General features: G+C 62.8%; 15 protein-coding genes. 8 read left to right on the top strand and 7 right to left on the bottom strand.

The features are described 5' to 3' along the window. Positions 1-1,428, bottom strand: a 1,428-nt coding sequence (locus tag C2L71_RS00005; protein WP_129588449.1) for a hypothetical protein, incomplete at its 3' end; no start/stop codon positions are given. Positions 1,429-1,868: 440 nt separating this feature from the next. Between C2L71_RS00005 and C2L71_RS00010 the strand changes: the two genes are divergently transcribed. Both C2L71_RS00010 and C2L71_RS00015 read left to right on the top strand, forming a co-directional pair. Continuing rightward, a complete protein-coding gene (locus tag C2L71_RS00010) occupies positions 1,869-3,314 on the top strand; it encodes a helix-turn-helix transcriptional regulator (protein WP_157938902.1) in 1,446 nt (481 codons plus the stop codon). Between the two features lie 221 nt (positions 3,315-3,535). Further along, entirely contained in the window at positions 3,536-5,236 is a 1,701-nt protein-coding gene (locus tag C2L71_RS00015) for an FAD-binding protein (RefSeq protein ID WP_103264217.1), read from the top strand. An 81-nt stretch (positions 5,237-5,317) separates the two neighbouring features. On the opposite strand, the gene C2L71_RS00020 is transcribed toward C2L71_RS00015, so the two are convergent. From C2L71_RS00020 to pdxS, 3 genes are all read right to left on the bottom strand, one after another. After that, complete coding sequence (locus C2L71_RS00020; RefSeq protein WP_103263753.1) at positions 5,318-8,110, bottom strand: ATP-binding protein; 2,793 nt, start codon at positions 8,108-8,110, stop codon at positions 5,318-5,320. A 208-nt stretch (positions 8,111-8,318) separates the two neighbouring features. Next, positions 8,319-9,098, bottom strand: a complete 780-nt coding sequence (locus tag C2L71_RS00025; protein WP_244946744.1) for a pyridoxal 5'-phosphate synthase glutaminase subunit PdxT — start codon at positions 9,096-9,098, stop codon at positions 8,319-8,321. A 5-nt stretch (positions 9,099-9,103) separates the two neighbouring features. Then, complete coding sequence (pdxS, locus tag C2L71_RS00030) at positions 9,104-10,027, bottom strand: pyridoxal 5'-phosphate synthase lyase subunit PdxS (RefSeq protein WP_103263754.1); 924 nt, start codon at positions 10,025-10,027, stop codon at positions 9,104-9,106. A 140-nt stretch (positions 10,028-10,167) separates the two neighbouring features. Between pdxS and pdxR the strand changes: the two genes are divergently transcribed. The 3 genes from pdxR (at position 10,168) to C2L71_RS00045 (ending at position 13,713) form a co-directional block, all read left to right on the top strand. Further along, positions 10,168-11,727 (top strand): MocR-like pyridoxine biosynthesis transcription factor PdxR, encoded by a 1,560-nt coding sequence (gene pdxR, locus C2L71_RS00035; RefSeq protein ID WP_103263755.1) that lies wholly within the window; start codon positions 10,168-10,170, stop codon positions 11,725-11,727. Between the two features lie 117 nt (positions 11,728-11,844). After that, positions 11,845-12,363, top strand: coding sequence for a ferritin (locus C2L71_RS00040; protein ID WP_103263756.1), 519 nt, complete (start codon positions 11,845-11,847; stop codon positions 12,361-12,363). Between the two features lie 555 nt (positions 12,364-12,918). Beyond that, positions 12,919-13,713: a ZIP family metal transporter gene (locus C2L71_RS00045; protein ID WP_103263757.1), complete on the top strand. Its 795-nt coding sequence runs from the start codon at positions 12,919-12,921 to the stop codon at positions 13,711-13,713. A 240-nt stretch (positions 13,714-13,953) separates the two neighbouring features. Here the strand turns inward: C2L71_RS00045 and C2L71_RS00050 are convergent, their stop codons facing one another. Next, positions 13,954-14,589, bottom strand: a complete 636-nt coding sequence (locus tag C2L71_RS00050) for a hypothetical protein (protein ID WP_103263758.1) — start codon at positions 14,587-14,589, stop codon at positions 13,954-13,956. A gap of 119 nt (positions 14,590-14,708) precedes the next feature. Here C2L71_RS00050 and C2L71_RS00055 point away from each other — a divergent pair, with 119 nt between their 5' ends. Beyond that, positions 14,709-15,881 carry an iron-containing alcohol dehydrogenase gene (locus tag C2L71_RS00055; RefSeq protein ID WP_103264219.1) on the top strand — a complete coding sequence of 391 codons (1,173 nt, stop codon included), beginning with the start codon at positions 14,709-14,711 and terminating at the stop codon, positions 15,879-15,881. Positions 15,882-16,429: 548 nt separating this feature from the next. Here the strand turns inward: C2L71_RS00055 and C2L71_RS00060 are convergent. Together C2L71_RS00060 and C2L71_RS00065 are read right to left on the bottom strand one after the other, a co-directional pair. Next, the gene (locus C2L71_RS00060) at positions 16,430-16,798 is read right to left on the bottom strand and encodes a phage holin family protein (RefSeq protein WP_103263759.1); all 369 of its coding nucleotides are present in this window, start codon (positions 16,796-16,798) and stop codon (positions 16,430-16,432) included. Between the two features lie 292 nt (positions 16,799-17,090). Beyond that, on the bottom strand, positions 17,091-17,867 hold the full coding sequence (locus C2L71_RS00065; protein ID WP_103263760.1) for a dimethylarginine dimethylaminohydrolase family protein: 777 nt from the start codon (positions 17,865-17,867) through the stop codon (positions 17,091-17,093). Between the two features lie 338 nt (positions 17,868-18,205). Between C2L71_RS00065 and rlmD the strand changes: the two genes are divergently transcribed. Then, positions 18,206-19,597 (top strand): 23S rRNA (uracil(1939)-C(5))-methyltransferase RlmD, encoded by a 1,392-nt coding sequence (gene rlmD / locus C2L71_RS00070; RefSeq protein WP_103263761.1) that lies wholly within the window; start codon positions 18,206-18,208, stop codon positions 19,595-19,597. Continuing rightward, positions 19,594-22,299, top strand: a complete 2,706-nt coding sequence (locus tag C2L71_RS00075) for a bifunctional diguanylate cyclase/phosphodiesterase (protein WP_239926163.1) — start codon at positions 19,594-19,596, stop codon at positions 22,297-22,299. Before rlmD ends, C2L71_RS00075 begins: the two co-directional genes overlap by 4 nt. Positions 22,300-22,306 lie beyond the last annotated feature (7 nt).

A 22,306-nucleotide genomic window follows, 5' to 3' on the forward strand; every position in this document is an offset into this window, starting at 1 on the left:
GGGGGGGGGGTTACCCGCCGTCATCGAGGCGTTGAGCGCGCGGAAGGTGAGCGTCGGCTTGTCGATGGTGAAGTCGAACGCGGTCGAGCCCATGCATACGTGGCCCGGCGAGATTGCTATCGTCACCTGGTAGGTGCCGGCGTTTGTGGGCGGCGTGGTGGAATCGTAGCGCGTGCCGTCGGTGGCCGTGCCGGTGTAGGTGGTGTCGAACGTTTCGCCCGGCAAAGTGCCGTAGTCCACGCGTTTGCCATTGTAGAGGTAGTAGGCTGTCGGGGTTCCCTCGAAGCCCGCATGGGGTTGGCCGTCGTATTCGACAGGCGAGGGTAGCGGGGTTACGCCTTCGATAGCCTTCACTGTCTCCCTAAAGTACTGCACGTGCAAGGTGACGTTGAAGTCCCCGTGGTTTTCAAGCGCGCTCATCCGAACCGTCACGGCATCGTAGGCATCGTCGCCCTTGCCGTTGGCGTAGACCTTGAGATAGGCCTCGTTGTTTATGTTCTCGATCTCGGCTTTATACAGACCCTGGGTTTCCGTCATGTCCGTGATGATCGTGTACGTGGCGGACGTGCTGCCCTTCGGTATGGAATACACGGGCATACTATAGGAGGCGCCGTACTCGTTCCATACCACGTGCTTGGTCGCTTCGTTGATATCCGGCATCGGCATTTTGACTATCATGACCTCACCTACTACGTTGTATGTGCCGGGAGAGGTCTGCAGATCGTAGTTGTAGCTGGTCGGGTTGTTGTAGGACACGCTTGTGGCCTTGAACGGCTTTCCTGTAGGCGTGCCGTTCTTGGTTGCGACGTTGCCATCGGGGACGTGCCCGCCTGCGTCTAGCGCGTCGCCGGTTGTGGTTATGTCCACCTGGCCCTCGTCGGCGGGCACCAGACCCGTGAATGCTGTCAGCTTGATATCCGTGAACGTCGGCGTTTCTGAGTAGTCGTAGGGCCTTGTGGCGTTTTCATCGCTGGGAGAAACGGTGGCGGAGAGCGGGGCCCGCTCGATGGTGAAGCTCCTTGCGGAGGGAGCTGCCGTGCAGGGCGCGCTGTCGGGCAGCGAGAGCTCTACCTGGTAGCTGCCGGCTTGCGTGGGCGCCTCGGTGGTGGGGCCGTAGGGATGATCGTTGGGTGTGCTCTCATGGACAGTACCCGTGTAGGTCGCGATGAACGGCCCCGTGTACGTTTGCTCGACGCCGCTGCCGTCCGTGTACTTGCAGATGGGAGTCCCTTCGTATCCTCGCTGCGGTTTCCTGTCGTAGGTTGGGTTCGAACTAAGTTGCGACACGCCTTGAATCGTACCCGTCGGCTTCACGTCAGCATGGGCGTGTTTGGCGGTATCGGGTGAGAACGTCGCCGCAAGCGCAAGCGCGCATACCAGCGCCATGCAGGCTGCGGCGAAGCGTTGAGTTTGAAACGTGCGAGGCATAGCGCCTCCTTCTATCCGCGTTTGAAAGCAAGTCAACCAAGCGATGCATACGTCGTTGATGCCACCATATACATATCGAGAGCGAGAAAACATAGACCGGGATGAGGTTTCGGGTGTATTTCTCGCGTCCGCGAGAAAAAAGTGCGCGCGCTGCAGTGCGCGGGGTCACGATAGGCTGGTCCATAGGCGTTCCGTGCTCGCGAACACGGGTCGCTTGGTGCCGAGGGACGCTCTATCCTTGTGCGGCGTTCGCAGCCGAGGCGGCGAAGCCGATTCGGACATGTGCGGTCGCGATACCCGCGACGAGCCGTTCGGCGCCTAACCGAACCAGCTCCGGCAGCTGGCGGCGCATGCTGCACCGGCCAGGCGATGACCAGGCAACGATTTCGTACAGTGTTCGTGGCATAGCCTATAATGGGGCCTTCGGGAGGAGGGGATATATGGTAGATGCGCTACTGCGCCTGATTGCGCCAAGAGAGCTTGCGCTCTCCTTCGTACTCGTCCTCGTCGCTTTCTGCTGTCGCGTCGACAACGCGTTCATGATGATGCTCGATTTGCACGGTGTCGTGCCTGCGTTCCTGACGTCGCTTTCTGCGGGAGTTCTGGCTGGCTGCATCGTTACGGCTTGGAGGCCGACGCGATCGAATCGCGGCCAAATGGCCTGGATCAGCGCTTGCACTGCCAGCGGGGTTGCCGGCTTGACCGCTGCGGGTTTCGTGCATGCGCTGCCCTCCTTGTGGTGCGCGCTGGCCGCGGGCGCTCTGCTGGGCTTCGGACTCTCGTGTATGCTTTGCCGGTGGTGGGCGCAATATGCCGCGCTTTCTCCGGCGCGGCTGCTTGTGACGATGAGCGTGTCGGTTCTGCTCGCCTCCGTGCTGTGGTACCTTCTGAAGCAGGTGGGGACGTTTCCGGTCACGTGCTTCTGCCTGGTCGTGTGCGCGCTATGCGGGGGCTTGCTGCTGCTCGTCTCGCTTGCTGCGTCCGGCAAGTCCGACGAGGACGCATCCTGCGAGCAGGGTGCTGCGCCGTCGGACGAAGCGAGCCCGGTCGATGCGCGCGCCGCGTTCCGCACGCCTGCGATTGCAGCGGCCGTCGGTCTGCTCTTCAACTTCTTCACGCTGGGGCTTACGTTCTGGCCGGCTGCTGCGGGGCTGTCTTCGTCGTCTGCGACATGCAAGCCCGTCTCGTACCTGCTCGTGCTGGCTGCTGCGGTCGTCGCGGCGCTGCATATCCCGTCCCAGCGGCGCGCCGTGATCTCGTTCTCCCACATGGCGCTGCCCATAGCCGCCGCCATCGTCCTGGCGAGCCCGTTCGTGGACATCATCGTCGATACGAGCGCCATCCCGCTCTATTCGCCGATCACCTACGTGGGCATCGCGCTGTTCAACGTCCTTGGACTTGCGTTGCCCCTGTGCGCGGTTGCGCGTAGCTCCCGTTCGATCGCCCGCATGGCGGCGGTATACCTTGCGGCCTGCGCGCTGGCCCTGGGCGCAGGCATGGCGGTGTTTCGCGTGCTCGGCCAGGGAGCGCAGGTGGTGTCGCTGTGCATCATGGCGGGGTACTTGGCGGGCCTCGTGATCGTTTCCGTGCGTAGTGCCGCAGGTCGCATCGACCGCTTCGATGCGGAGCGGTCGAGGGAGGGCGGCTCGGACGAGCCGTCCGATCGACGCCAGACTGCCTGCGCGCGGATCGCCGAGCAGTACGCGCTCTCCCCGCGCGAGACGGAGATCCTGCGCTTCCTCGCGCGCGGGCACGGTGCGAAGTACATCGCCGAGCGTCTGTTCATATCGGCCGATACCGTGCGCACCCACTGCAAGCGCATCTACGAGAAGACCGGCGTCCATGCGAAGGACGAGCTGCTCGAACTTGTCGAGCGCGCCGAGTAGGAGCGCTACATAGGCCCGCCGCCCCATTAACATGGAGCAGGAGGCACGCTCCCCCCGAGCGTGCGTATCGTGCCGTAGTACCCCGAACCGGTGACAAGCTGAACGCGGAATACCACGGTACGGGGACGGACGAAAGCCCCCTTCCTGCGTATACTCCTCAGCATTCCCCTTCCGCCTGCGCGGAAAGGAGAAGGAAGCTACGAATAGAGGAGGGATACGGTATGGAGGGCATCAGCAGAAGGTCCTTTTTGAAGGGCGTCGGCGTTGTCGGGGCGACGGCTGCCATGGGGGCGGGGCTCGCCGCGTGCAGTCCGGCGGCCGAGCCGAGCACAGGCGGGTCGGACGCGGTCGAAACAGCTTCGGGTATCGGCGTCGTCGTGGACGCGGCCAGCACCGAGGAAGCCGACATCGTCGTGGTGGGCTCTGGTATCGGCGGGTTCATGGCGTCGATGATCGCCAAGGAGCAGGCGCCGGGAGCCACGGTGGTCATGCTCGAGAAAAACGCGAAGCTTGGCGGCAGCACGAACTACGCCGAATGCAACGGGCCGGCTACCAATGTCGACGAAGCCGAGGCGCGCTTGAAGGGCCTCGACGCCGCAGCTAAGACGGGCTACATCGCGAATTCCATCCTGCATGCCGAGCGTATGAGGGAACAGGGCGACAACGCCGACTGGCTATTCGCGAAGCACGGTGTGGGCTGGTACCGGGCCGGCGTGGTGTTCTACGAAGGCGGCAACGGATCTTCGTGCATCTCCACGCTCACTCCCATCGCCAAAGAAGAGGGCGTCGATATCCGCACCGAGGCGCGGGCCACGGCATTGCTCACCGACGACGAGTACACCGTCACGGGCGTGCAGTACGAGAACGCCGAGGGCGACGTCGTGCACATCGCGGCGAAAGCCGTCATTTTGGCCACTGGTGGCATGAGCACGAACAAAAACCTGCTCGGCCAATACTCCAGTCAGGACATGGACAAGATCATCGGCTGGGGCGAGGGCCAGGACGGCGATGGGCACCTCTTGGCAGAGCAGACCGCGCATGGGCGTGCGAACCATCTTACGGTGGATTCGCTATTCAACAATGTCGGCAACGGCACCGACTCTCTCGCCTACGACTCGCCTCTTGGCGTATCGGCCGCCATGCAGTACAGCAACTGCTTCGTGAACGAGTACGGCATCCGCTTCTGCGACGAGTCGGGAGGCGGCGCGCTCGGCACGGCGGAGAGCGGTAAGCTCGTGGAGAGTCAGGGCTACGTGTTCTCCATCATGGATTCGGCCAACATCGCCGCCTACGAAGCCGGCGGCTGCGAGCGCCACTACTCGGGATTCGCCGATGCATGCGTGGGAGCAACGCTCGATTTGCAGAGCGAGCTTGCGCAGTACGAAGGCGTGGACTATATCTTCAAGGCCGACACCCTCGAAGAGCTGGGCAAGGCTATCGCTGCGAAGGCGGACACGTTCGCCGTTGAGGATTTCCTGGCGGAGATTGCGGCATACAACGGGTACGCCGATGCGGGTGCCGATGCCGCCTATGGCAAAGACGCCAAGTACGTGTGGAAGATCGAGCAAGGCCCCTTCTACGCGTTCCAGATTTGCTCCGGCATGCTGAATACGTCCGGCGGCATCCGTATCAACCGCGATGCGCAGGTCACCGATGCGCGCGGCAAGGCGATCGACGGCCTCTACGCGGCTGGCGTGTGCACGAGCGGTTGGGATGGCGAGGTGTACGGCGGCGGCACCTGTCAGACCGTGGGCATGTGGGCCGGCAGCAGGGCCGCGCGCCACGCGGTAGAGCACAAGCTGGGCGGCACGGTGGCAGATGATTGGATGGGCACGGAACGCTCGCAGGATTCCTCCGAAGCGCAAGGGCCGCAAGGCGGCGACAGCGCCCAAGGCGGCGAGGCTGCGCTCGGCGACCTGTAGTCCTTGACACAAAGCCCCGTTTTCCTGGGCGGCGCGGCGAATCGGCCTGCTGGGTCGGACGCGGCGCCGCCCTGCCTTCTATCAGGATTCTTCCTGCAGCAGCTCGTGCAGCGTGCGGTACAGGCGGGCGACGTCAATCGGCTTGCTCAAAAAGCCGTTCATGCCGGCGGCGAGCGCCCCGTCGATGTCTTCCTGGAAGGAGTTCGCAGTCATGGCCACGATGGGCACGACTGCGGCGTCGGGACGGTCGAGCGCGCGGATGGAGCGCGCGGCTTCGAGCCCGTCCATGACGGGCATGCGGATATCCATGAGCACGGCTTGGAACGCGCCTTGCCCATGTTGGGAGAACAGCTCCACCGCCTCAAGCCCGTTGCTCGCTCGCGTCACCTGCGCGCCCTGCAGCTCCAAGAGGCTCGTTGCAATCTCGGCGTTCAGATCGTTGTCCTCCACAAGCAGCAGGTGCGCGCCGGACAGCGTTTCGTCGAGCTCGTTCGGGGCTTCTCCTTCTTGGGGGGTGCCGTACGGCAACGTGATCTCGAACCAGAACGTGCTGCCCTCGCCCGGTGCGCTTTCGAGCACCAGATCGCCGCCCATGAGCCTGACGATGCTCCTGCTGATGGGCAGGCCCAGACCCGTTCCCTCACTGCGCGACGAGCTGGTTCCCGACTGTTCGAAGGCTCCGAAAATGCGCTCGTGGTCTTCCGGGGAGATGCCCGCTCCGTCGTCCGTCACGCGGAACAGGAAGGTGGCTCCGTCGTGATCCGACGCCTTCTCCTGTACCGCCAGCTCCACGGATCCGCCTTTTGGCGTGAACTTCAAGGCATTCGAAAGCAGGTTTGTGAGCACCTGCCGAAGCCGGACGACGTCGCCGGTCAAGCCGCTATGGGTCACCGAGAACGCAAAGGTCAGGGCGATTCCCCGCCGTTCGGCCTCGTGATCCATCATGGTCTCAAGCTCGTTGAGCATCTCGACGAGCGAGAACGGCTCGCTTGCGACGGCTAGCATGCCGTTGTCGATGCGGCTCATGTCCAGCACGTCGTTGATGAGGTTGAGCAGATAGCGCGAGGAGGTTCGCAGCTTGGCGAGATCCTCTTTCACATCGTCAGGCACGCCTTCGGCTGTTCCCGCCAGCTCAGCCAGTCCCACGATGGCGTTCATAGGCGTGCGCATTTCGTGGCTCATGCGCGACAGGAACTCGCTTTTCGATCTGCTGGCCGCTTCGGCTTCTTCGACCTTCGAGCTTGCGATGGCGGTGCGGACGCGCGAGTGCATCGTCGCGATGACGGTCGTCAGAATGAAGAGGAGGACAATGACGATCGCTCCCAGCGTCTGTACGGGATGGGTGTACAGCAGGTCGCGCAACGTCAACGGCACTGTGCCTGTCGATACCGTGTTCCTCCCGACGATGGCGTCAAGCTGCTCGTCGGAGAGATTGGTGACGGTCTTGTTGGCAATGGTCAGCAGATTCGTGTCCGCCGGCTTTGCGAAAGCAAAGCTGACACTGATGTCGCCGAGCAGCGAGACTGCCACCACGTTATGGAACGCGTGCTGCTGCATCTCGTTCTCGATCCAGCTCGTCGCACCGTACAAACAGTCGATCTCCCCCCGATCCACCGCCTCCAGACCGTCGAATATGCTGCGGAAGTACTGGACGTCCGCAGCGTCGATGCTGTCGGGAAGATCCCTTCCTGCAACGACGCCGAACTTCAAGCCCTCGGATGGGTAGCTTACCGATTTGTTTCGGACCACCAGACTGTTCATGGTCATGTACGGTCGAGACAGCGAAAGGCCACTGGCGGATGCGTCGGTCTCGCCTCCCATGAAGAAGCCGGCCATGTCGGCTTCGCCGTTGCGGACTGCATCCAGCGCCTCCTCGTAGCTGTCGGCTTCGACCAGCTCGAACGTCAAACCCGAAAATGCGCTCATCTCCTTCAAGAGGTCCGGAACGATCCCGTCATGGACGCTGCTCTCGGTGTTGGCGCAGTAGAAGGGATGCAGATCGGTCGGCACGACGACTTTCACCGTCTTGCGATCTTCGATGAAAGCACGCTCCTCCTCGCTGAGCGACACCGGCACGCCGCGGTCCGCAAAGTATTTGTCGGCCAGCTCGTCGGCGAACTTCGGATCGCTTTCGTAAATCTTGCCCAAGGCCCAGTCGAGTTGCTCCAGCAGCTTGGTATTTCCGGGCGCTGTCACGATGTAGTGCGGCTGGGCGTCGAAATAGGCGACCGGGCGGTACGCGCCCACGTCGTCGCTGGCGCTGCCCAGCACAAGGTCTGCTTTGCCCTGATCCAGAATGCTCGCCATGCCTTCGTTTGCTATCTGCTCGGAAGGGAACGGCTCGATCGTGCATGTCAGCCCGTTCATCGAGAGGAAGTCTTTCAGGCGGCGCACGTTCTCGGTCGCGATCGCATTGACCCCGATGGTTTTTCCATTCAAGTCGCTCAGGTTGTATCCGGACAGGGTGTCGTCGTCCCAACGTGCCAGCAGCACGCTGCGGGAATGGCCCGTGCTGTAGCGCGGGTAGGAGAAGTACTGTTCCATGCTCTCGGCGTAGAAGACGCCTCCCAATAGGTCGAAGTCGCCGTTCGCCAATTCTGCTGGCAGGTTCGCGCCGTCGGTGTCGACGTACTCGTAGTCCCAGCCCGTGTACTTTGCGATCTCGTTGAGAAAATCAACGACCAGGCCGGTTCGGTTCCCCTGCTCGTCGACCATCATGAAGCCTTCGGCTTGCGGGAACCCGACACGCACGGTGCGCGGCTCGGGCTCGCCTGCTGCCGCCGGGGTGGCCGCGACCAAGGAGAGGGCAAGCGCGACGAGCACGATTGCCAGAGCCGCGCATGCGGGCAATGGGCGGTACGCGGTTCTATTCATGAATCTTCCGTTCTCGCAACCGACAATCCTGCGGGGCCGCTTGAGGCGGCTGTGCCTGGTCGTCAGTATAGCGCGCCTGGAGAGCCGCGAGCCCACCAGTGTGGTCGAAGGCGAAATGCGCAACAGCGAAGCGCCTGGCCGCGCGCATGCGGATGCGGCGGCCGGCGAGCTTCGTTTTCGAAAGGGAGTATGCGCGACGGCTGTGCCCCTAGTCGGCTGTGCGCACCCCTTCCACGAGGGCGAGGAAGCGTTCGTAGACGACGTTCGAGTCTTCGAGCTCAGGATGGAAAGCGCATCCGATCTGGTTTCCGGCCTGCACGGCCACGGGAACGTCGTCCACGACGGCAAGCGTGCGGGTTCCATCGCGCACGGATTCGATACGCGGAGCCCGGATGAACGTCATAGCTACGACGCAGGGCGGTTCTCCTTCGTCTCCGAAGGGGGCGAGCGTGCGGAAGCTTCCGAGTTGCCGTCCGTAGGCGTTGCGCCTGACGGTGATTGGCATGGTGCCGAAGGCGCCGCGCGTCATGGAGCCTTCGGCTGCCGCCTCGGAAGCCGTTCCGTCCTGCATGCTGCCCGCAAGGGATGGGGTGGAGACATCGGCAGTCACGCGTTCAGCGAGAAGGATGAGTCCGGCGCAGGTGCCGAGGGTCGGCATGCCGGATGCGATGCGCGTTCGAAGAGGTTCGAGCATGCCCAGGTCGCGGAGGAGCTTCGCCTGAGCTGTGCTTTCCCCGCCTGGGAGCACGAGTCCGTCGAAGGGGCGTGCGAGGTCGGCCCCGTGCCGCAGTTCGGTGCAATCGCAGCCGAGCTGCTCCAAGCGGCGTTCGTGCTCGACAAACGCACCTTGCACGGCTAGGACGGCGACGTTCGGCTTTCTTTTCCGCACCGTTGCGCGCTGCCCGCATGCGGCTGCGATCGACGAGCGGTCGCTCCCGGCTTTCGCGCGGACGTTTTCAATCGCCGTCTGGCGGGCGGGCGTGTCCACCGTCCCTACTTTCCGCGCTCGGCCATGAGCAGCGCGATCTCCTGCTCGTTGACGCCTACCATCGCTTCGCCGAGGTCTTCGGACAGATCGGCTATGAGCTGTGCGTCATCGTAGTTCGCCACGGCTTGCACGATGGCCGCCGCGCGCCTCGCGGGGTCGCCCGATTTGAAAATGCCCGACCCCACGAACACTCCCTCGGCGCCCAGCTGCATCATGAGCGCCGCATCGGCGGGGGTGGCCACACCGCCGGCGGCAAAGTTCACCACGGGCAGCGCTCCGTGCTCGTGGACGTGCCGTACCAGATCGTATGGAACCTGCAGGCGCTTCGCCTCCTCGAAGAGCTCGTCGTCTCGCATCGAGGCAATGGCGCGCATCTCGGCCTGCATCCGCCGCATATGGCGCACAGCCTGCACGACGTCGCCCGTGCCCGGTTCGCCTTTGGTGCGGATCATCGTGGCGCCTTCGGCGATGCGGCGCAGGGCTTCGCCCAGGTCGCGCGCGCCGCAAACGAACGGTACGGCGAAGCGGGTCTTGTCGATGTGGTAGACGTCGTCGGCGGGGGAGAGCACTTCGCTCTCGTCGATGTAGTCGATCTCGATGGCCTCGAGCACCTGGGCTTCCACGAAGTGCCCGATGCGGCACTTCGCCATGACGGGGATGCTCACGGCCTCTTGGATGCCCTTGATCATGCTCGGATCGCTCATACGCGAGACTCCGCCGGCAGCACGGATGTCGGCCGGAATGCGTTCGAGCGCCATGACAGCGCACGCGCCGGCGGCTTCGGCGATACGTGCCTGCTCGGGGGTGGTCACGTCCATGATGACGCCGCCCTTGAGCATCTGGGCGAGCTGTCGGTTGAGCACCACGCGGTTCCCATGTGCTTTGTGTACGGGTGCGGCCGTGGCGGTTTCGTTGTCGGTGGAATGCATAACGTCTCCTGTCGTCGGTGCGGGTTACGTTCGGTCGACGAAGAACGCTACTGCATATCTGGATATAATAAAATGTTCAAAATGAATAAATTTGACCAGACCAGAAGAAGACCAGCTGCTCAAGGCCAGGAGGGTGCGCGATGCTGACGTACGAGCTCGAACAGCGCGGCGATGCGAACCGCTACGAATATTTGTACCGCTGCATCCGAAATGACATCGAGCAAGGGGCTATCAAAGCCGGTGAGAAACTGCCGTCCAAGCGCGCACTCGCACGGCACCTTGGCGTGAGCCTGTCCACGGTGGAGGGCGCCTACGCGCAGCTCGCGGCAGAAGGCTACGTGCAGGCGGTGGAGCGCAAAGGATACTTCGCATGCGATCTCGCCATGCCTGCAGCAGCGCGCATGCCCGTGGGATTCGAGCACACGTCCGAGAGCGCAGGATCGGTTCGCGATCTGCGTTCCGCCGTCGGACTCGCACGGCCCGCCGGCAGTGCGCACTCGTCCGATGCGCGCGGCGGAATGGGGTGCCCGCCGGATGAGGGCCCTTCGTGCGACGCGCATCCCGGGCCGCCGCTTGCGGCCGGCTTCGCCGGCAGCGCCTGGCCCGAGGGCGTGTTCCCCTATCGGATGTGGGCGCGCACGGTGCGAGCCGTCCTGACCGAGGAGTCCGAGCGCTCGCTTGCAGCCGCTGCGTCGGACGCTGCCGGATCGCGTCGCTTGCGAGAGGCTATCGCTTCCTATCTGCTCGGGTTCAGAGGCATGCGCGTCGATCCCGAGCAGGTTGTCATCGGCGCAGGCGCCCAGACGCTCTATCACACCATCATCCAGCTCGTGGGTCGCAGCTGCCGCCTTGCCGTGGAGGATCCCGGTTATCCGCGCCTTGCAAGCATCTACCGGGCGAACGATGTTGATGTGGTGCCCGTTCAGCTCGATGGGCGGGGGGTGTCCATGCGCGCGTTGCGGAAAAGCGGCGCCGACGTGCTGCACTGCATGCCGTCGCATCAATTCCCCACGGGGGCCGCCGTGCCGGTGAGTCGTCGCTACGAGCTTCTGAGCTGGGCGTCTGATGCTCCCGGCCGCTATCTGGTGGAAGACGATTACGATTGCGAGTTCCGGCTGGCGGGCAGGCCCCTTCCTGCACTGCAAAGCATCGACGCATCCGAGCGGGTCATCTACGTGAACACGTTCACGAAAAGCCTTGGAAGCGCCTTCCGTATCGGCTACCTCGTGCTGCCGTCGCATCTTGCCAGGGCGTTCCGCGAGCGGCTCGGGTTCTATGCGAGCACGGTGGGCGCCATCGATCAGCTCGCGCTTGCGCGGTTCATGGAGCGCGGCGACTACGAGCGCCATGTGAACCGTGCGCGGAACCGCTGCCGCACCGTACGGGCTGCGCTCGTGAGCGCGCTCAAAGCAAGTTCGCTTGGCGATCGGCTCGACGTGGAGGAGGCAGATGCGGGCCTGCATTTCGTCCTCGGCATCGCAACGGACGCACGCGACGAGGATGTTGCGGCCGCGGCGCGGGCCGAAGGCGTGGAGGTCGTCCCGCTCGCAGCGTACTGCGCGACCGAGGAGGCCCGCGTTTCGAGCTGCCATCGATTCGTCGTGAACGATGCGTCCTGCGATCCCTCTTGCGCCGATCAGGCGGCCGATGCGCTTGCACGCGCTGTCGAAGGGGCAGAACGGGCGGCTTCGCTATGTTAATTTTTCACGCCCGGACCGCCGGTCGTCCGGGCAAAGCCTGATCAGCGCTATAGTAGAAGGCGACAGAAGCGGGGCGCCGTCAGGCGCCTCAAGCCACACGAGAAGGAGGTTCCCGTTATGGACGCACGTGTGTACGAACTGCTGAACGATCAGATCAACAAGGAGCTTTACTCGGCCTACCTGTACCTGTCGTTTGCCGACTACTACGAGGAGGAGGGACTCGAGGGTTTCGCCAACTGGTACGAGATTCAGGCGCAAGAGGAGCGTGATCACGCCATCATCTTTCGCAACTACCTGCACGAGAACGGCTGCAAGGTGAAGCTTCTGGCCATCGACCAGCCCGACAAGGAGTTTTCCGACTTCCTCGCCCCGCTCGAAGCCGCCCTCGAGCATGAGAAGTACGTCACCGGCCTGATCAACGATATCTACGCCGCTGCGGCCGACGTGCGGGACTACCGCACCATGAAATTCCTCGACTGGTTCATCGAGGAGCAGCAGGAGGAAGAGGACAACGCCGACAAGATGATCACCCGCATGAAGCTGTTCGGCTCTGACGCCAAAGCTCTCTACGACCTCGATCAGGAGAACGCCGCGCGCGTGTACTCCGTTCCGAGCCCTCTAGCGGCAGCCGAGTAGATCTCGCAGCCGCGGGGCGACCAGTGCGCGCTCCGGCAGCGAGAGGGACTTAGGTGCCGCTTCCTTCAACGGCCCTGCCACGGGTGGGCAACAATTTGATTGTTCACCTGCACAAAAAGGGGTGGGAGGGGTTCTGTTCACTCGGGAAAGAGAGTACAATGCGCCTCGTCCGACAGTGTACGAACGCAATACAAGCGACTAAGACTATCTTCGCCAAGTAACAGTCTCGTGCGGTATTATTGCGACATCGCGAACAGCGGTGGGCTCGCGGGCAATCAAGATAAGCCAAGCGATGCTGTCGGTATTCCTTTCGATGAGGCCGGGGACGAGTCCCCGGCCTCATTGCGTGCCGGTTGCGCACAGGGGAGCGCTGTGCAGGGTGCAGGGGATCGGAATAGGCCGGAGATGGAGCCAAGCGCGCGGTCGAGGACTTGGTAACGCCTGGCGAAAGGCTGAACGCTCGCCGCGCAAAAGGCGTACACTGATGCTTTCTCACGTGCATCGGCACAAGGCGCGACGGCACTGTGCATCGCGCCGTGATATGAAAGGACGGCCATGCAACAGGCACTGCTCTGGGCCGCGTGCGGCACGGCGTTCACGTTCTCCATGACGACGCTGGGTGCGGCCTCGGTCTTTTTGTTTCGCAAGCGCAACAGCATGTTGCTCCAACGGATATTTTTGGGTTTTGCGGCCGGCGTTATGATCGCGGCATCCGTGTGGTCGCTGCTCATTCCCGCGATCGAGCAAGCCGAGGAAGCGGGCCAGGCGGGCTGGCTCCCCGCTGCGGGAGGATTCGCGCTGGGCGGGGCGTTTCTCATGGTGCTTCATCAGGTAATGCCGCATCTGCATCCGGGTGATGACAAGCCCGAAGGGCTTCCCAGCAAGTGGGATCGCCCGACGCTCTTGTTCACGGCGGTCACGTTGCACAACATACCCGAGGGCATGAGCGTGGGCCTGCTGTTCGCGATGGCCGCGAACAGCGGCGGAGATCCGGGCATGTTCGGCATGGCCGTGGCGTTGGCCATCGGCATCGGCATCCAGAACGTGCCGGAAGGCGCTGCCGTGGCGTTGCCCATGCTCCAGGAGGGCATGAGCCCCGTGAAGTCGTTCGGCTTGGGTGCGCTTTCGGGTTTGGCCGAGCCTGTATTCGGCATCCTTGTCGTGCTGTTCGCTGGAATCATTGCGCCCTACATGCCGTGGATGCTGGCGTTCTCTGCCGGCGCCATGATGTATGTGGTGGTGGAGGAGCTTATTCCCGAAGCGCATCTGGGCGAGCATTCGAATGCGGGAACGCTTGGGGTTATGGCGGGCTTTCTTGTGATGATGATTCTCGACGTCGCTTTGGGGTGATACTGCTCGGCTGGCGGGAAACGACCATCGAGGCGCGGGAAGCGTAGCTGAAATGCGTACGCGACGGGCGCAGAACGCGAGGCCAAGAGTGCATGTCGCTCCGGCTTTCACGATGGTCTTGTCGTCCATGTAGAATGCCGCACCGTCTTGACGAACGACGCCGTCCGAGGAATCCCCGGACGGCGTCGTCGCGACTGTGCTCGAGCGTGCAGGCAAGCGCGCGGGGCGCGCCGACGCCAGCTACCGGACGGGGGGCTGCTGCTGGTCGGACGAATTCCGATGCTGGTCCGTTGTACCCTGCGGTGCGGCGTACGGCTGTGCGATAGGAGCCGGCTGCCCCGCGGGAGGCTGCGGTGCGGCGTACGGCTGCTGAGGTTGATACGGCTGTCCGTAGACCGGTTGGGGCTGCGCATACGCCGCCGGTAGGGGATTGCGCAGCTTGTGGGCGTAGACGGCAGCTATGACGAGCAGGATCGTGGTAATGATCCGTCCCGAGAGAAATGCGACCACGGCGCCGGCGATGGACCAACCGAACATCGCCCCCAATTTCTCGGGCTTATTGTAGTTGCGAATACCGAGGATGCCTGCAATGAGCGAAGTGGCTCCGCACAGCAGCCCCCACACCAAAAACGCCATGGCAATGCCAATCGAGAGCCCGACCAGGCTGGCTATGCCCTCAGGGCCCAGCGAATCGTACTGCCCGTGATCGTAGCCTTCAAGGGAGATGCCGTTTCCATACAAACTGGGATCGGCTGCAAAGGCGCCGAATACGCCGACTGCGACAGCGCCGATGAGGAACGCCGCAATGGCGAGTACGGACAGCACGACGACGGCGATACTGACCCCGCGGAGAGTACGAGCGTTTGATTCCTGCATGACAAGTTCCCTTCAAAGGAGGATCGATTCGGCAACGTGAAGCAACGATGTCATTCTACGGTATCATGCAAAGATACCCTGCATGCTGTTACCAATTCGAAAGAAGGGCGGTCGAGGAGATGGAGAACTTCGAGTTCGTGTCGCCGACGCAGTTCGTGTTCGGCGAGGGCGCGGAAGAGCAGGCAGGCACGAAGCTTGCCGAACGTGGTGCGCGCACGGTGCTCGTGCACTTCGGTGGGCAGAGTGCCATCAAGAGTGGTCTCGTCGATCGCGTGAAGGCATCGCTCGACGCGGTGGGAATCGAACATGTCGAGCTGGGTGGCGTGCGCCCGAATCCCGAGATAACGCTGGTGCGCGAGGGAGTGGCGCTTTGCAAGGAGCACGGCATCGATTGGGTGCTCGCCGTGGGCGGCGGATCGGTCATCGACTCGGCGAAGGCCATCGCCGTGGGAGCGCGTTACGACGGCGACGTGTGGGATTTCTTCGAGACGAAGCAGCAGACCGACGATGTGCTGCCCATCGCGGTTGTGCTCACCATTCCGGCCGCCGGAAGTGAGGCGTCGAAGAACACCGTTGTATCGAACGACGAGCTCCAGATGAAGTCGGGTTATGCGAACAACGCGCAACGTCCGAAGCTCGCGTTCATGAACCCCGAGCTCACCTTCACGTTGCCGACGTTCCAGACGGCTGCCGGTCTCACCGATATGTTCTGCCACCTGCTCGAACGCTTCTTCGACGACGTGGGAGCCGTGCCCGTCACGGACAACCTCAACCTGTCGCTCATGAAGACCGTGCGCGCCGAGGCGCCTCGTGTGCTGGTGGAGCCGGAGAACTACGATGCGCGCGCGAACGTCATGTGGGCGGGCATGCTGTGTCATCAGGGTCTGGCCGGTGTCGGGCGCCACGAGGATTGGGCCACGCATGGACTTGAGCACGAGCTGAGCGCGCTGTATCCCGAGATCACCCACGGCGCGGGATTGGCCGTCATGTTTCCCGCGTGGATGGAGTTCGTCTACGACGCGAATCCGGCGCGCTTCGCCTATTACGGCCGCGAGGTGTTCGGCCTGGCCCCCACCGGCGACCTGGAGGCCGATGCGCTCTCCGCTATCGACGAGACGCGTGCGTTCTTCGCATCCCTTGGCATGCCGACAGCGTTGACCGAGTTGGGCGTGGACGAGGACGACATTGAGAAGCTCATTCCCACGCTCAAGGCCAACAAAGGCGAGCCCTTCGGCAGCTTTAAAAAGCTCACCATGGGCGACGCTCGCACGATATACAGGATTGCGCTATAGGATTTCGGGGAACCGTTTGGAATTTTAGAAACCTATTGCGCTTGGGAGGCGGCTTCTTCTATAGGCAGCGATACCGTAGAAGGAGTCGCCGGTCGCCGAATCCGTTCGAAGCTGCGCAGCCGCGAAGCCCCGACGTTCCGATATGCAGATGCGGACCGTCGAAACGTAAAGATGGACCGTCGGTGCACAGAAATGGTCGCTCTGAAGTGTTTTGGAGCGGTCGGGTGAGTTTCTGGCTTGCGTTGAGTGGAGGCTGAAAGCATTAGGCCAGGTCGCGAAAGACGATCTGCGTGTCGAGGGCCCGGGCGAGCTTCAGAGCGGCCAAAAGGGTGACTCGAGAAGGCTGATTTCGCGAGATGGTGTCTTGGAATTGCGTTTGTGTGCGCTGTTGCCGGAGCCCGCTTTACCGCTGCGTCAACCGAAGCGTACGCAACCAGGTGCGATGCAAGGGACGTGCGCAAAAAACGTAGTACCTGGGACTGACAACTCGCACAAACGCAAACCTCGTGCAACCGTCGGTCGAAGCCGTGGCGGCTTGCCGCGTGCACCTAGTCTTTTCCAACGATGGCGTTCATGATGCCGGACACGATGCTGATAACGATGGATGCCACGAAGGCGCTGCCAAACGTGGCGATGTCGACGCCCGCCTGGAAGATGCCGTTGGCCAGCCACGCTGCCACGTACAGCATGAGCGTGTTCACCACCAGGTAGAAAATGCCCAAGGTGATGACGGTGATGGGCAGGCTGAGCACCTGCATGATGGGTTTGATGCTGATGTTGATGAGCGACAGGATAAGCCCAAAGATGGCGATGGCTACCCACGCCTCGGTGCCGCCGATCACCTCGATGCCCGGCACCAGCCACACGGCCACGCCCACAGCGACGGCGGTCACAAGCCAGCGGATGATAAAGTTCATGCACGATCCTTTCGCCCCCACGATTCTAGCCTCATCACTATAGGCAACGGAGAACAAGGCCGTGCGAAACGGTCGCGAAACTGTTACCGTCGCCTCTCGCGAAACTCGCGGCGGCGGGGACGCGCGCAATCGAATGCTTGTGCTCTTTTACGACCGTTACGCCTTTTGTGCTTTTGTTGGAGCGGGAGAAGCACGCAAAACATTGCATGGGCGCGCCTGTGCACCGACCTCGACGCGCCGAAGCCTGCAGGGGTTTCGGCGTGTCGTAAACCGCGGTGTCGCGATGCGTTTGCTAAAAGCGCAGGCTCAGGCAGCTCAAGCCCCCGTCGAGCTTGCGGTACTCGCTCGTGTCCACGGTGATGGTCTCGTAGCCGGCGTCCTGCACGGCCTTCAGCACGGTGGGGTAGCCCTCGGGCACGATGACGGTGCCGTTCACCCAGATGCAGTTCGCGGCGTAGGCCTCGTCCTCGGGGATCTCGATGCGGTGGTACTGCTCGAAGTCGGGCTTCGTCACGAACTCGCCGGACACCAGCATGTTGCCATCTTCCAGGTAGTTCACGCCGGTCTTCAGGTGCAGCACCTTCTCCAGCTTCACCTCGGAGCCCTCGAGGCCCCAGCCCTCCAGGATCTCGAAAAACTGGCGGATGCCCTCCTCGTTCGTGCGGGCGGACTGACCCACGTAGAAGTGGTCGCCCACCATCATCACGTCGCCACCGTCCAGCGTGCCGGGCGCCACGATGTGCTTCACGTGCTCGTTGTCGAAGAACTGGCGCACGGCCGGCTCGATCTCGTCCTTCTCGCCGTTGCGGCTGGCCGCGCCCGGGTTCGTGATGATGGCGCCGCAGCGCGTGATAACGGCCGGGTCCTCCACGAAGCAGGAATCGGGGTACTGCTCGAGCGCCGGCAGCACGGTCACTTCGACGCCGCATTCCTTGAGGGCCGCGATGTAGTCGTCATGCTGCTTGAGCGCCAGCTCGTAGTCGGGCTTGCCCAGTTCAGGAGCCGACGTGATGCCCTCGACCATACTCTTGGCTGGGCGGCGGACGATGACGTTCGTGAACTTGGTCATGAAGCGGTCCTTTCATCGGAATGGTTTGCGCAGATGCCGCTCATCGTATCCCTAATGCCGAAGCCGATCAAGAAAGCATGGCAATTTGCCCGCGACGTCAACGTATCGTCATCTGTCGCCTAGCGCGACGGCGCGCACTTCTGAGCAGCGGGCCTTCGGCGTTCGAAAAGAACCGGGAGGCTCGGGTTCGGCGGACGAGCGCGAGTACGTTCGCGCACGATCAACGCTCCGCTCGTCTGCGAATCCGCGGCGTGCCTCTGATGCCCGGCGCCTCAGAGGGGCCGACGGATCGATGTGCTATATTGGCACCACGGAAGCATCATGACGGGCGGGAGTCAATGACGAACGAGAAGCGGGCGCTCGAGCATCGCGAGCGTGGCAATACGAGGGTCGATCGCGTCGGCAAGGAGCAAGCGGAATACCGCGGAGCCGACGCGTATAGCTGCCCGCATGCTCGAGCGTGTGGTGCCTGCCAGCACGTGAACGAGCCCTATGCCGAGCAGCTTGCCCGCAAAAACGCGTGCGTAGCCGACTTATTCTCCCGCTTCGGCAACGTCGAAGTGCGGCCCCTGCTGGGGATGGATGAACCGTACCACTACCGCAACAAAGTGGTCTCTCCCTATGCGCCGGGCCGAAAGCTGCCAGGCATGGCGGGCGGCCCGCCTGCGAAAGGGAGAGCCGCACGCAGCGCACGCGCAGGCGGGGCTCGCGGACGCACTGCGCCGGGTTCCCCAACGCGCGAGATCCTGTGCGGCATGTACGCCGCAGGCACGCATCGGATCGTTGCCACCGACGAATGCCTCATCGAGCATGAGGAAGGAAAGCGCGCAATCCTCGCTATTCGCAACCTCATGCCGCGCTTCGGCATCGAACCGTACGACGAAGACAAGGGCACCGGTTTTCTGCGCCATGCCGTGGTGCGCGTGGGGCATGCGAGCGGGGAGGTGCTCGTCACGCTTGTGACGAACGGGCGCGACTTCCCAGGCTCGCGCGCGTTCTGTCGCGAGCTGGTCAAGCGCTGTCCCTCTATCACCACGATCGTGCAGAACGTGAACGAGCGCCGGACGAATGTCATCCTGGGCGAGCGCGAGCAAACGCTGTACGGCCCGGGGTTCATCCTCGACCGGCTCTGCGGGTTGAGCTTCCGTGTCTCATCGCAGTCGTTCTACCAGGTAAACGCTGTGCAGACCGAGGTTTTATACCGCACGGCCATCGAGCTTGCGGGTTTCACCGGTGCGGAGTCGGCCATCGACGCCTACTGCGGCACGGGCACCATCGGCCTCGTGGCGGCCAAGCACGGCGCCGCCCGCGTGACGGGCGTGGATGCTGTGGCGTCGGCTATCCGCGACGCGCGCGAGAACGCCAAGCACAACGGCATCGAGAACGCTCGCTTTGTTGCGGGCGATGCCGGCGACTTCATGCGAGCGGCTGCGGCGTCGGGCCAGCGCTCCGATGTGCTGCTCATGGATCCTCCGCGCGCGGGAGCTAGCGAGGAGTTCCTTTCGGCGGCCGTGCAGCTGGCGCCGTCGCGCATCGTCTACATCTCGTGCAATCCTGCCACACAGGTGCGCGATCTTGCGTTTTTGGCCAAGCACGGGTTTGCCGTGCGCGTTGTCCAGCCGGTCGACATGTTCCCTCATACCGACCATATAGAAACGGTCGCGCTCATCGAGTGCGGTGAAGGTCAGCTGCGGCCGCCCTGTGTCGCGAAGGAAGGAGCGCTCGTATGAATGGGATGACCGAGGAGCCCCAAGGACGGGAAGAGGGGTTCCGTCCGCACGGCGCCCTCAACGAGCCGCGTCTTCGTTGCGGCGAGCCTTCCGATTCGCGTGATGTCGAGGGTGCCGATCTGCGCAGCTTTGTGTTCGATACGGTGCTCGAGAGCATGCGGACGAGCATCTACGTGACGGATCTAGAAACCGATGAGATTCTGTACATGAATGGGTTCATGAAGCACGATTACGGCATCGAGGACCCCGAAGGCCAGGTGTGCTGGCGCGTGCTTCAAAGCGGCCTGAACGAGCGCTGCGAATTCTGCCCGGTCGAAACTCTGCTGCGCTCGTCCGAGGAGACCCCGTTCGTGCAGTGGGACGAGGAGAGCTCTGTGACGGGTCGTACCTATCGTAACTACGATAGCCTTGTGACCTGGATCGACGGCCGCCGTGTCCACTTGCAGCAATCGGTTGACGTCACGGCGCTCGTATCCGCCAATACCGATGAGCTGACGGGCCTGCTCTCGCGACGAGCCGGCAAGGAACAGCTCGGACTTGCGCTGGCGGCTGCAAGCGCAAGCAGCGCTCCTTTGAGCGTAGCGCTTTTCGATATCAATCGACTCAAGGATGTGAACGATCGGCACGGCCATGCGGAGGGAGATCATCTTATTCGCACGATCGCGCAGACGGTACGGCGCGAGTTCGAGGAAGGCGATTTCGGTTTTCGTCTGAGCGGCGACGAGTTCGTTTGTGTGTTCGCGTGCGGATCGCGATCGGCGCGGACGAAGATGGAGCGCGCCCGCGCTACGCTGGCAGGGCTCGTTCCGAGCGTTGACCCTCCCTATGAATTCGGGTTCTGCTACGGCATCGCCGAGGCGGATCCCGAGGCTCCTCTCGAACTCTACGAGCTGTTGGCGCAAGCAGACCAACGCATGTATGTCGAGAAGCGCCGGTTCCATATCGACCACAACTTGGAGGCGCTTGAAGAGCAGACGGCGTTCCGGCAAGAATCGGCTTCCGAAGAGTTTGCCTATGAAAGCGACCGCCTCTACGATGCTCTCGTCGAAAGCACGGACGATTATTTATATGTGTGCAACATGAAGACGGGCGTATTCCGCTATCCGCGCGCCATGGTGGATGAGTTCGGACTGCCTTCCGAAGTGGTGGAGAACGCCGCCGCCGTCTGGGGCGCGAAGGTGCACGAGGATGATCGCCAAGCGTTTCTTGAATCGAACCAGGAGATCGTGGACGGGCGCGCGACACGCCATTGGGTGGAGTATCGCGCACTGAACCGCAAAGGCGAGTGGGTTCGACTGCGTTGCCGCGGCCGGCTCATTCTGGACGAGAAAGGCAAGCCATCGCTGTTCGCGGGCTTTATCGCGAACCTCGGCAAGAAGAGCAAAGTCGACCCGTTGACCGGCCTGTTTAACAAGTTCGAGTTCGAAGACGTCGTGCGCCTTGGGCTGGAGGAGGCTCCCGGCGAGCCGGTAGGCCTCATGGTGGTGGGAATCGACGATCTTCGCCATATCAACGATCGGTACGATCGGGCGTTCGGCGACGAGGTTATCCGCATCGTCGCGCATCGCATTCAGAGCTCGGCGCCGGAGACGGCGCGCGTGTTCCGCCTTGATGGTGACGAGTTCGCCGTGGTCGCGCCCGGTGGCGCCGAGGAGCTGCGCAGCATGTACGCCGCTCTGAACGGGGCATTCGATAGGCAGCACGAGCATGAGGGAAAGAAGTTCTACTGCACGCTCTCGGCGGGGTGCGCATGCTATCCGCGCGACGCGGCCACCTACGAAGACCTGGTGAAGCGTGCAAATTATGCGCTTGAGTATGCGAAGGGCCATGGCAAGAAGCGCTGCACGAACTTCTCGTTCGACATCCTCAAGGAGCGCACGCGCACGCTTGAGCTCAACGAGCTGCTGCGGGAGAGCGTCGAGCATGGGTTCGACGGGTTCAGCGTGTGCTATCAACCGCAAGTCGACGCGAAGACCGGCAAGATCGTGGGGGCCGAAGCGCTTGCTCGCTGGCATTGCGATGCGTACGGCGATCTGTCTCCGATCGAGTTTATCCCCTTGCTTGAGCAGAGCGGGCTTATCGTGCCGGTGGGCCGATGGGTGTTGGGCGAAGCCGTGGCCATGTGCAAACGGTGGAGCGCCCTCGATCCTTCGTTCGTGATGAGCGTGAACCTGTCGTATCGCCAGCTTGACGAGGAGAGCCTCGTGCAGGATATCCACGATCTACTCGGCGACGTGGCGCTTCCGGCCGACAATCTGGTGGTGGAGATGACGGAAAGCTACTTCGCGCAGGAGGACGCCGCGGCGCAGCGGCTGTTCGACGAGATCAGACAGCTGGGCGTGCGGGTTGCCATGGACGATTTCGGCACGGGGTATTCGGCGCTCGGGGTGCTGAAGTCCTCTCCTGCCGATATCGTGAAAATCGATCGAACGTTTATCCGCGATATTCAGAAGAGTACCTTCGATGCCACGTTCATTCGCTTCGTCGTGGCGCTCTGCCACGACGTGGGCATCCTCGTATGTCTCGAGGGCGTCGAAACCGACGACGAATATGAAATCGTCAACGGGATGGGCCTCGACTTCATTCAGGGGTTTTTGTTCGGTAGGCCCGTTCCGCCGGAGGAGTTCGAGCAAGCGTTCCTGGCTGAAGGGGAGCGGCGTTCCGGCGGCTGCGACTCAGAACCGGCCGAAGAACGCGCCTAACGTAAGG

Origin of the sequence: Enteroscipio rubneri, assembly GCF_002899715.1 — a bacterium.
GTDB classification, from domain to species: domain Bacteria; phylum Actinomycetota; class Coriobacteriia; order Coriobacteriales; family Eggerthellaceae; genus Enteroscipio; species Enteroscipio rubneri.

Coding starts and splice junctions, on each gene's coding strand:
- C2L71_RS00045 (WP_103263757.1), top strand. CDS start 12,919: ATGCAACAGGCACTGCTCTGGGCCGCGTGCGGCACGGCGTTCACGTTC.
- C2L71_RS00015 (WP_103264217.1), top strand. CDS start 3,536: ATGGAGGGCATCAGCAGAAGGTCCTTTTTGAAGGGCGTCGGCGTTGTC.
- C2L71_RS00040 (WP_103263756.1), top strand. CDS start 11,845: ATGGACGCACGTGTGTACGAACTGCTGAACGATCAGATCAACAAGGAG.
- C2L71_RS00020 (WP_103263753.1), bottom strand. CDS start 8,110: ATGAATAGAACCGCGTACCGCCCATTGCCCGCATGCGCGGCTCTGGCA.
- C2L71_RS00075 (WP_239926163.1), top strand. CDS start 19,594: ATGAATGGGATGACCGAGGAGCCCCAAGGACGGGAAGAGGGGTTCCGT.
- rlmD (WP_103263761.1), top strand. CDS start 18,206: ATGACGAACGAGAAGCGGGCGCTCGAGCATCGCGAGCGTGGCAATACG.
- C2L71_RS00055 (WP_103264219.1), top strand. CDS start 14,709: ATGGAGAACTTCGAGTTCGTGTCGCCGACGCAGTTCGTGTTCGGCGAG.
- C2L71_RS00065 (WP_103263760.1), bottom strand. CDS start 17,867: ATGACCAAGTTCACGAACGTCATCGTCCGCCGCCCAGCCAAGAGTATG.
- C2L71_RS00010 (WP_157938902.1), top strand. CDS start 1,869: ATGGTAGATGCGCTACTGCGCCTGATTGCGCCAAGAGAGCTTGCGCTC.
- pdxR (WP_103263755.1), top strand. CDS start 10,168: ATGCTGACGTACGAGCTCGAACAGCGCGGCGATGCGAACCGCTACGAA.
- pdxS (WP_103263754.1), bottom strand. CDS start 10,027: ATGCATTCCACCGACAACGAAACCGCCACGGCCGCACCCGTACACAAA.
- C2L71_RS00050 (WP_103263758.1), bottom strand. CDS start 14,589: ATGCAGGAATCAAACGCTCGTACTCTCCGCGGGGTCAGTATCGCCGTC.
- C2L71_RS00060 (WP_103263759.1), bottom strand. CDS start 16,798: ATGAACTTTATCATCCGCTGGCTTGTGACCGCCGTCGCTGTGGGCGTG.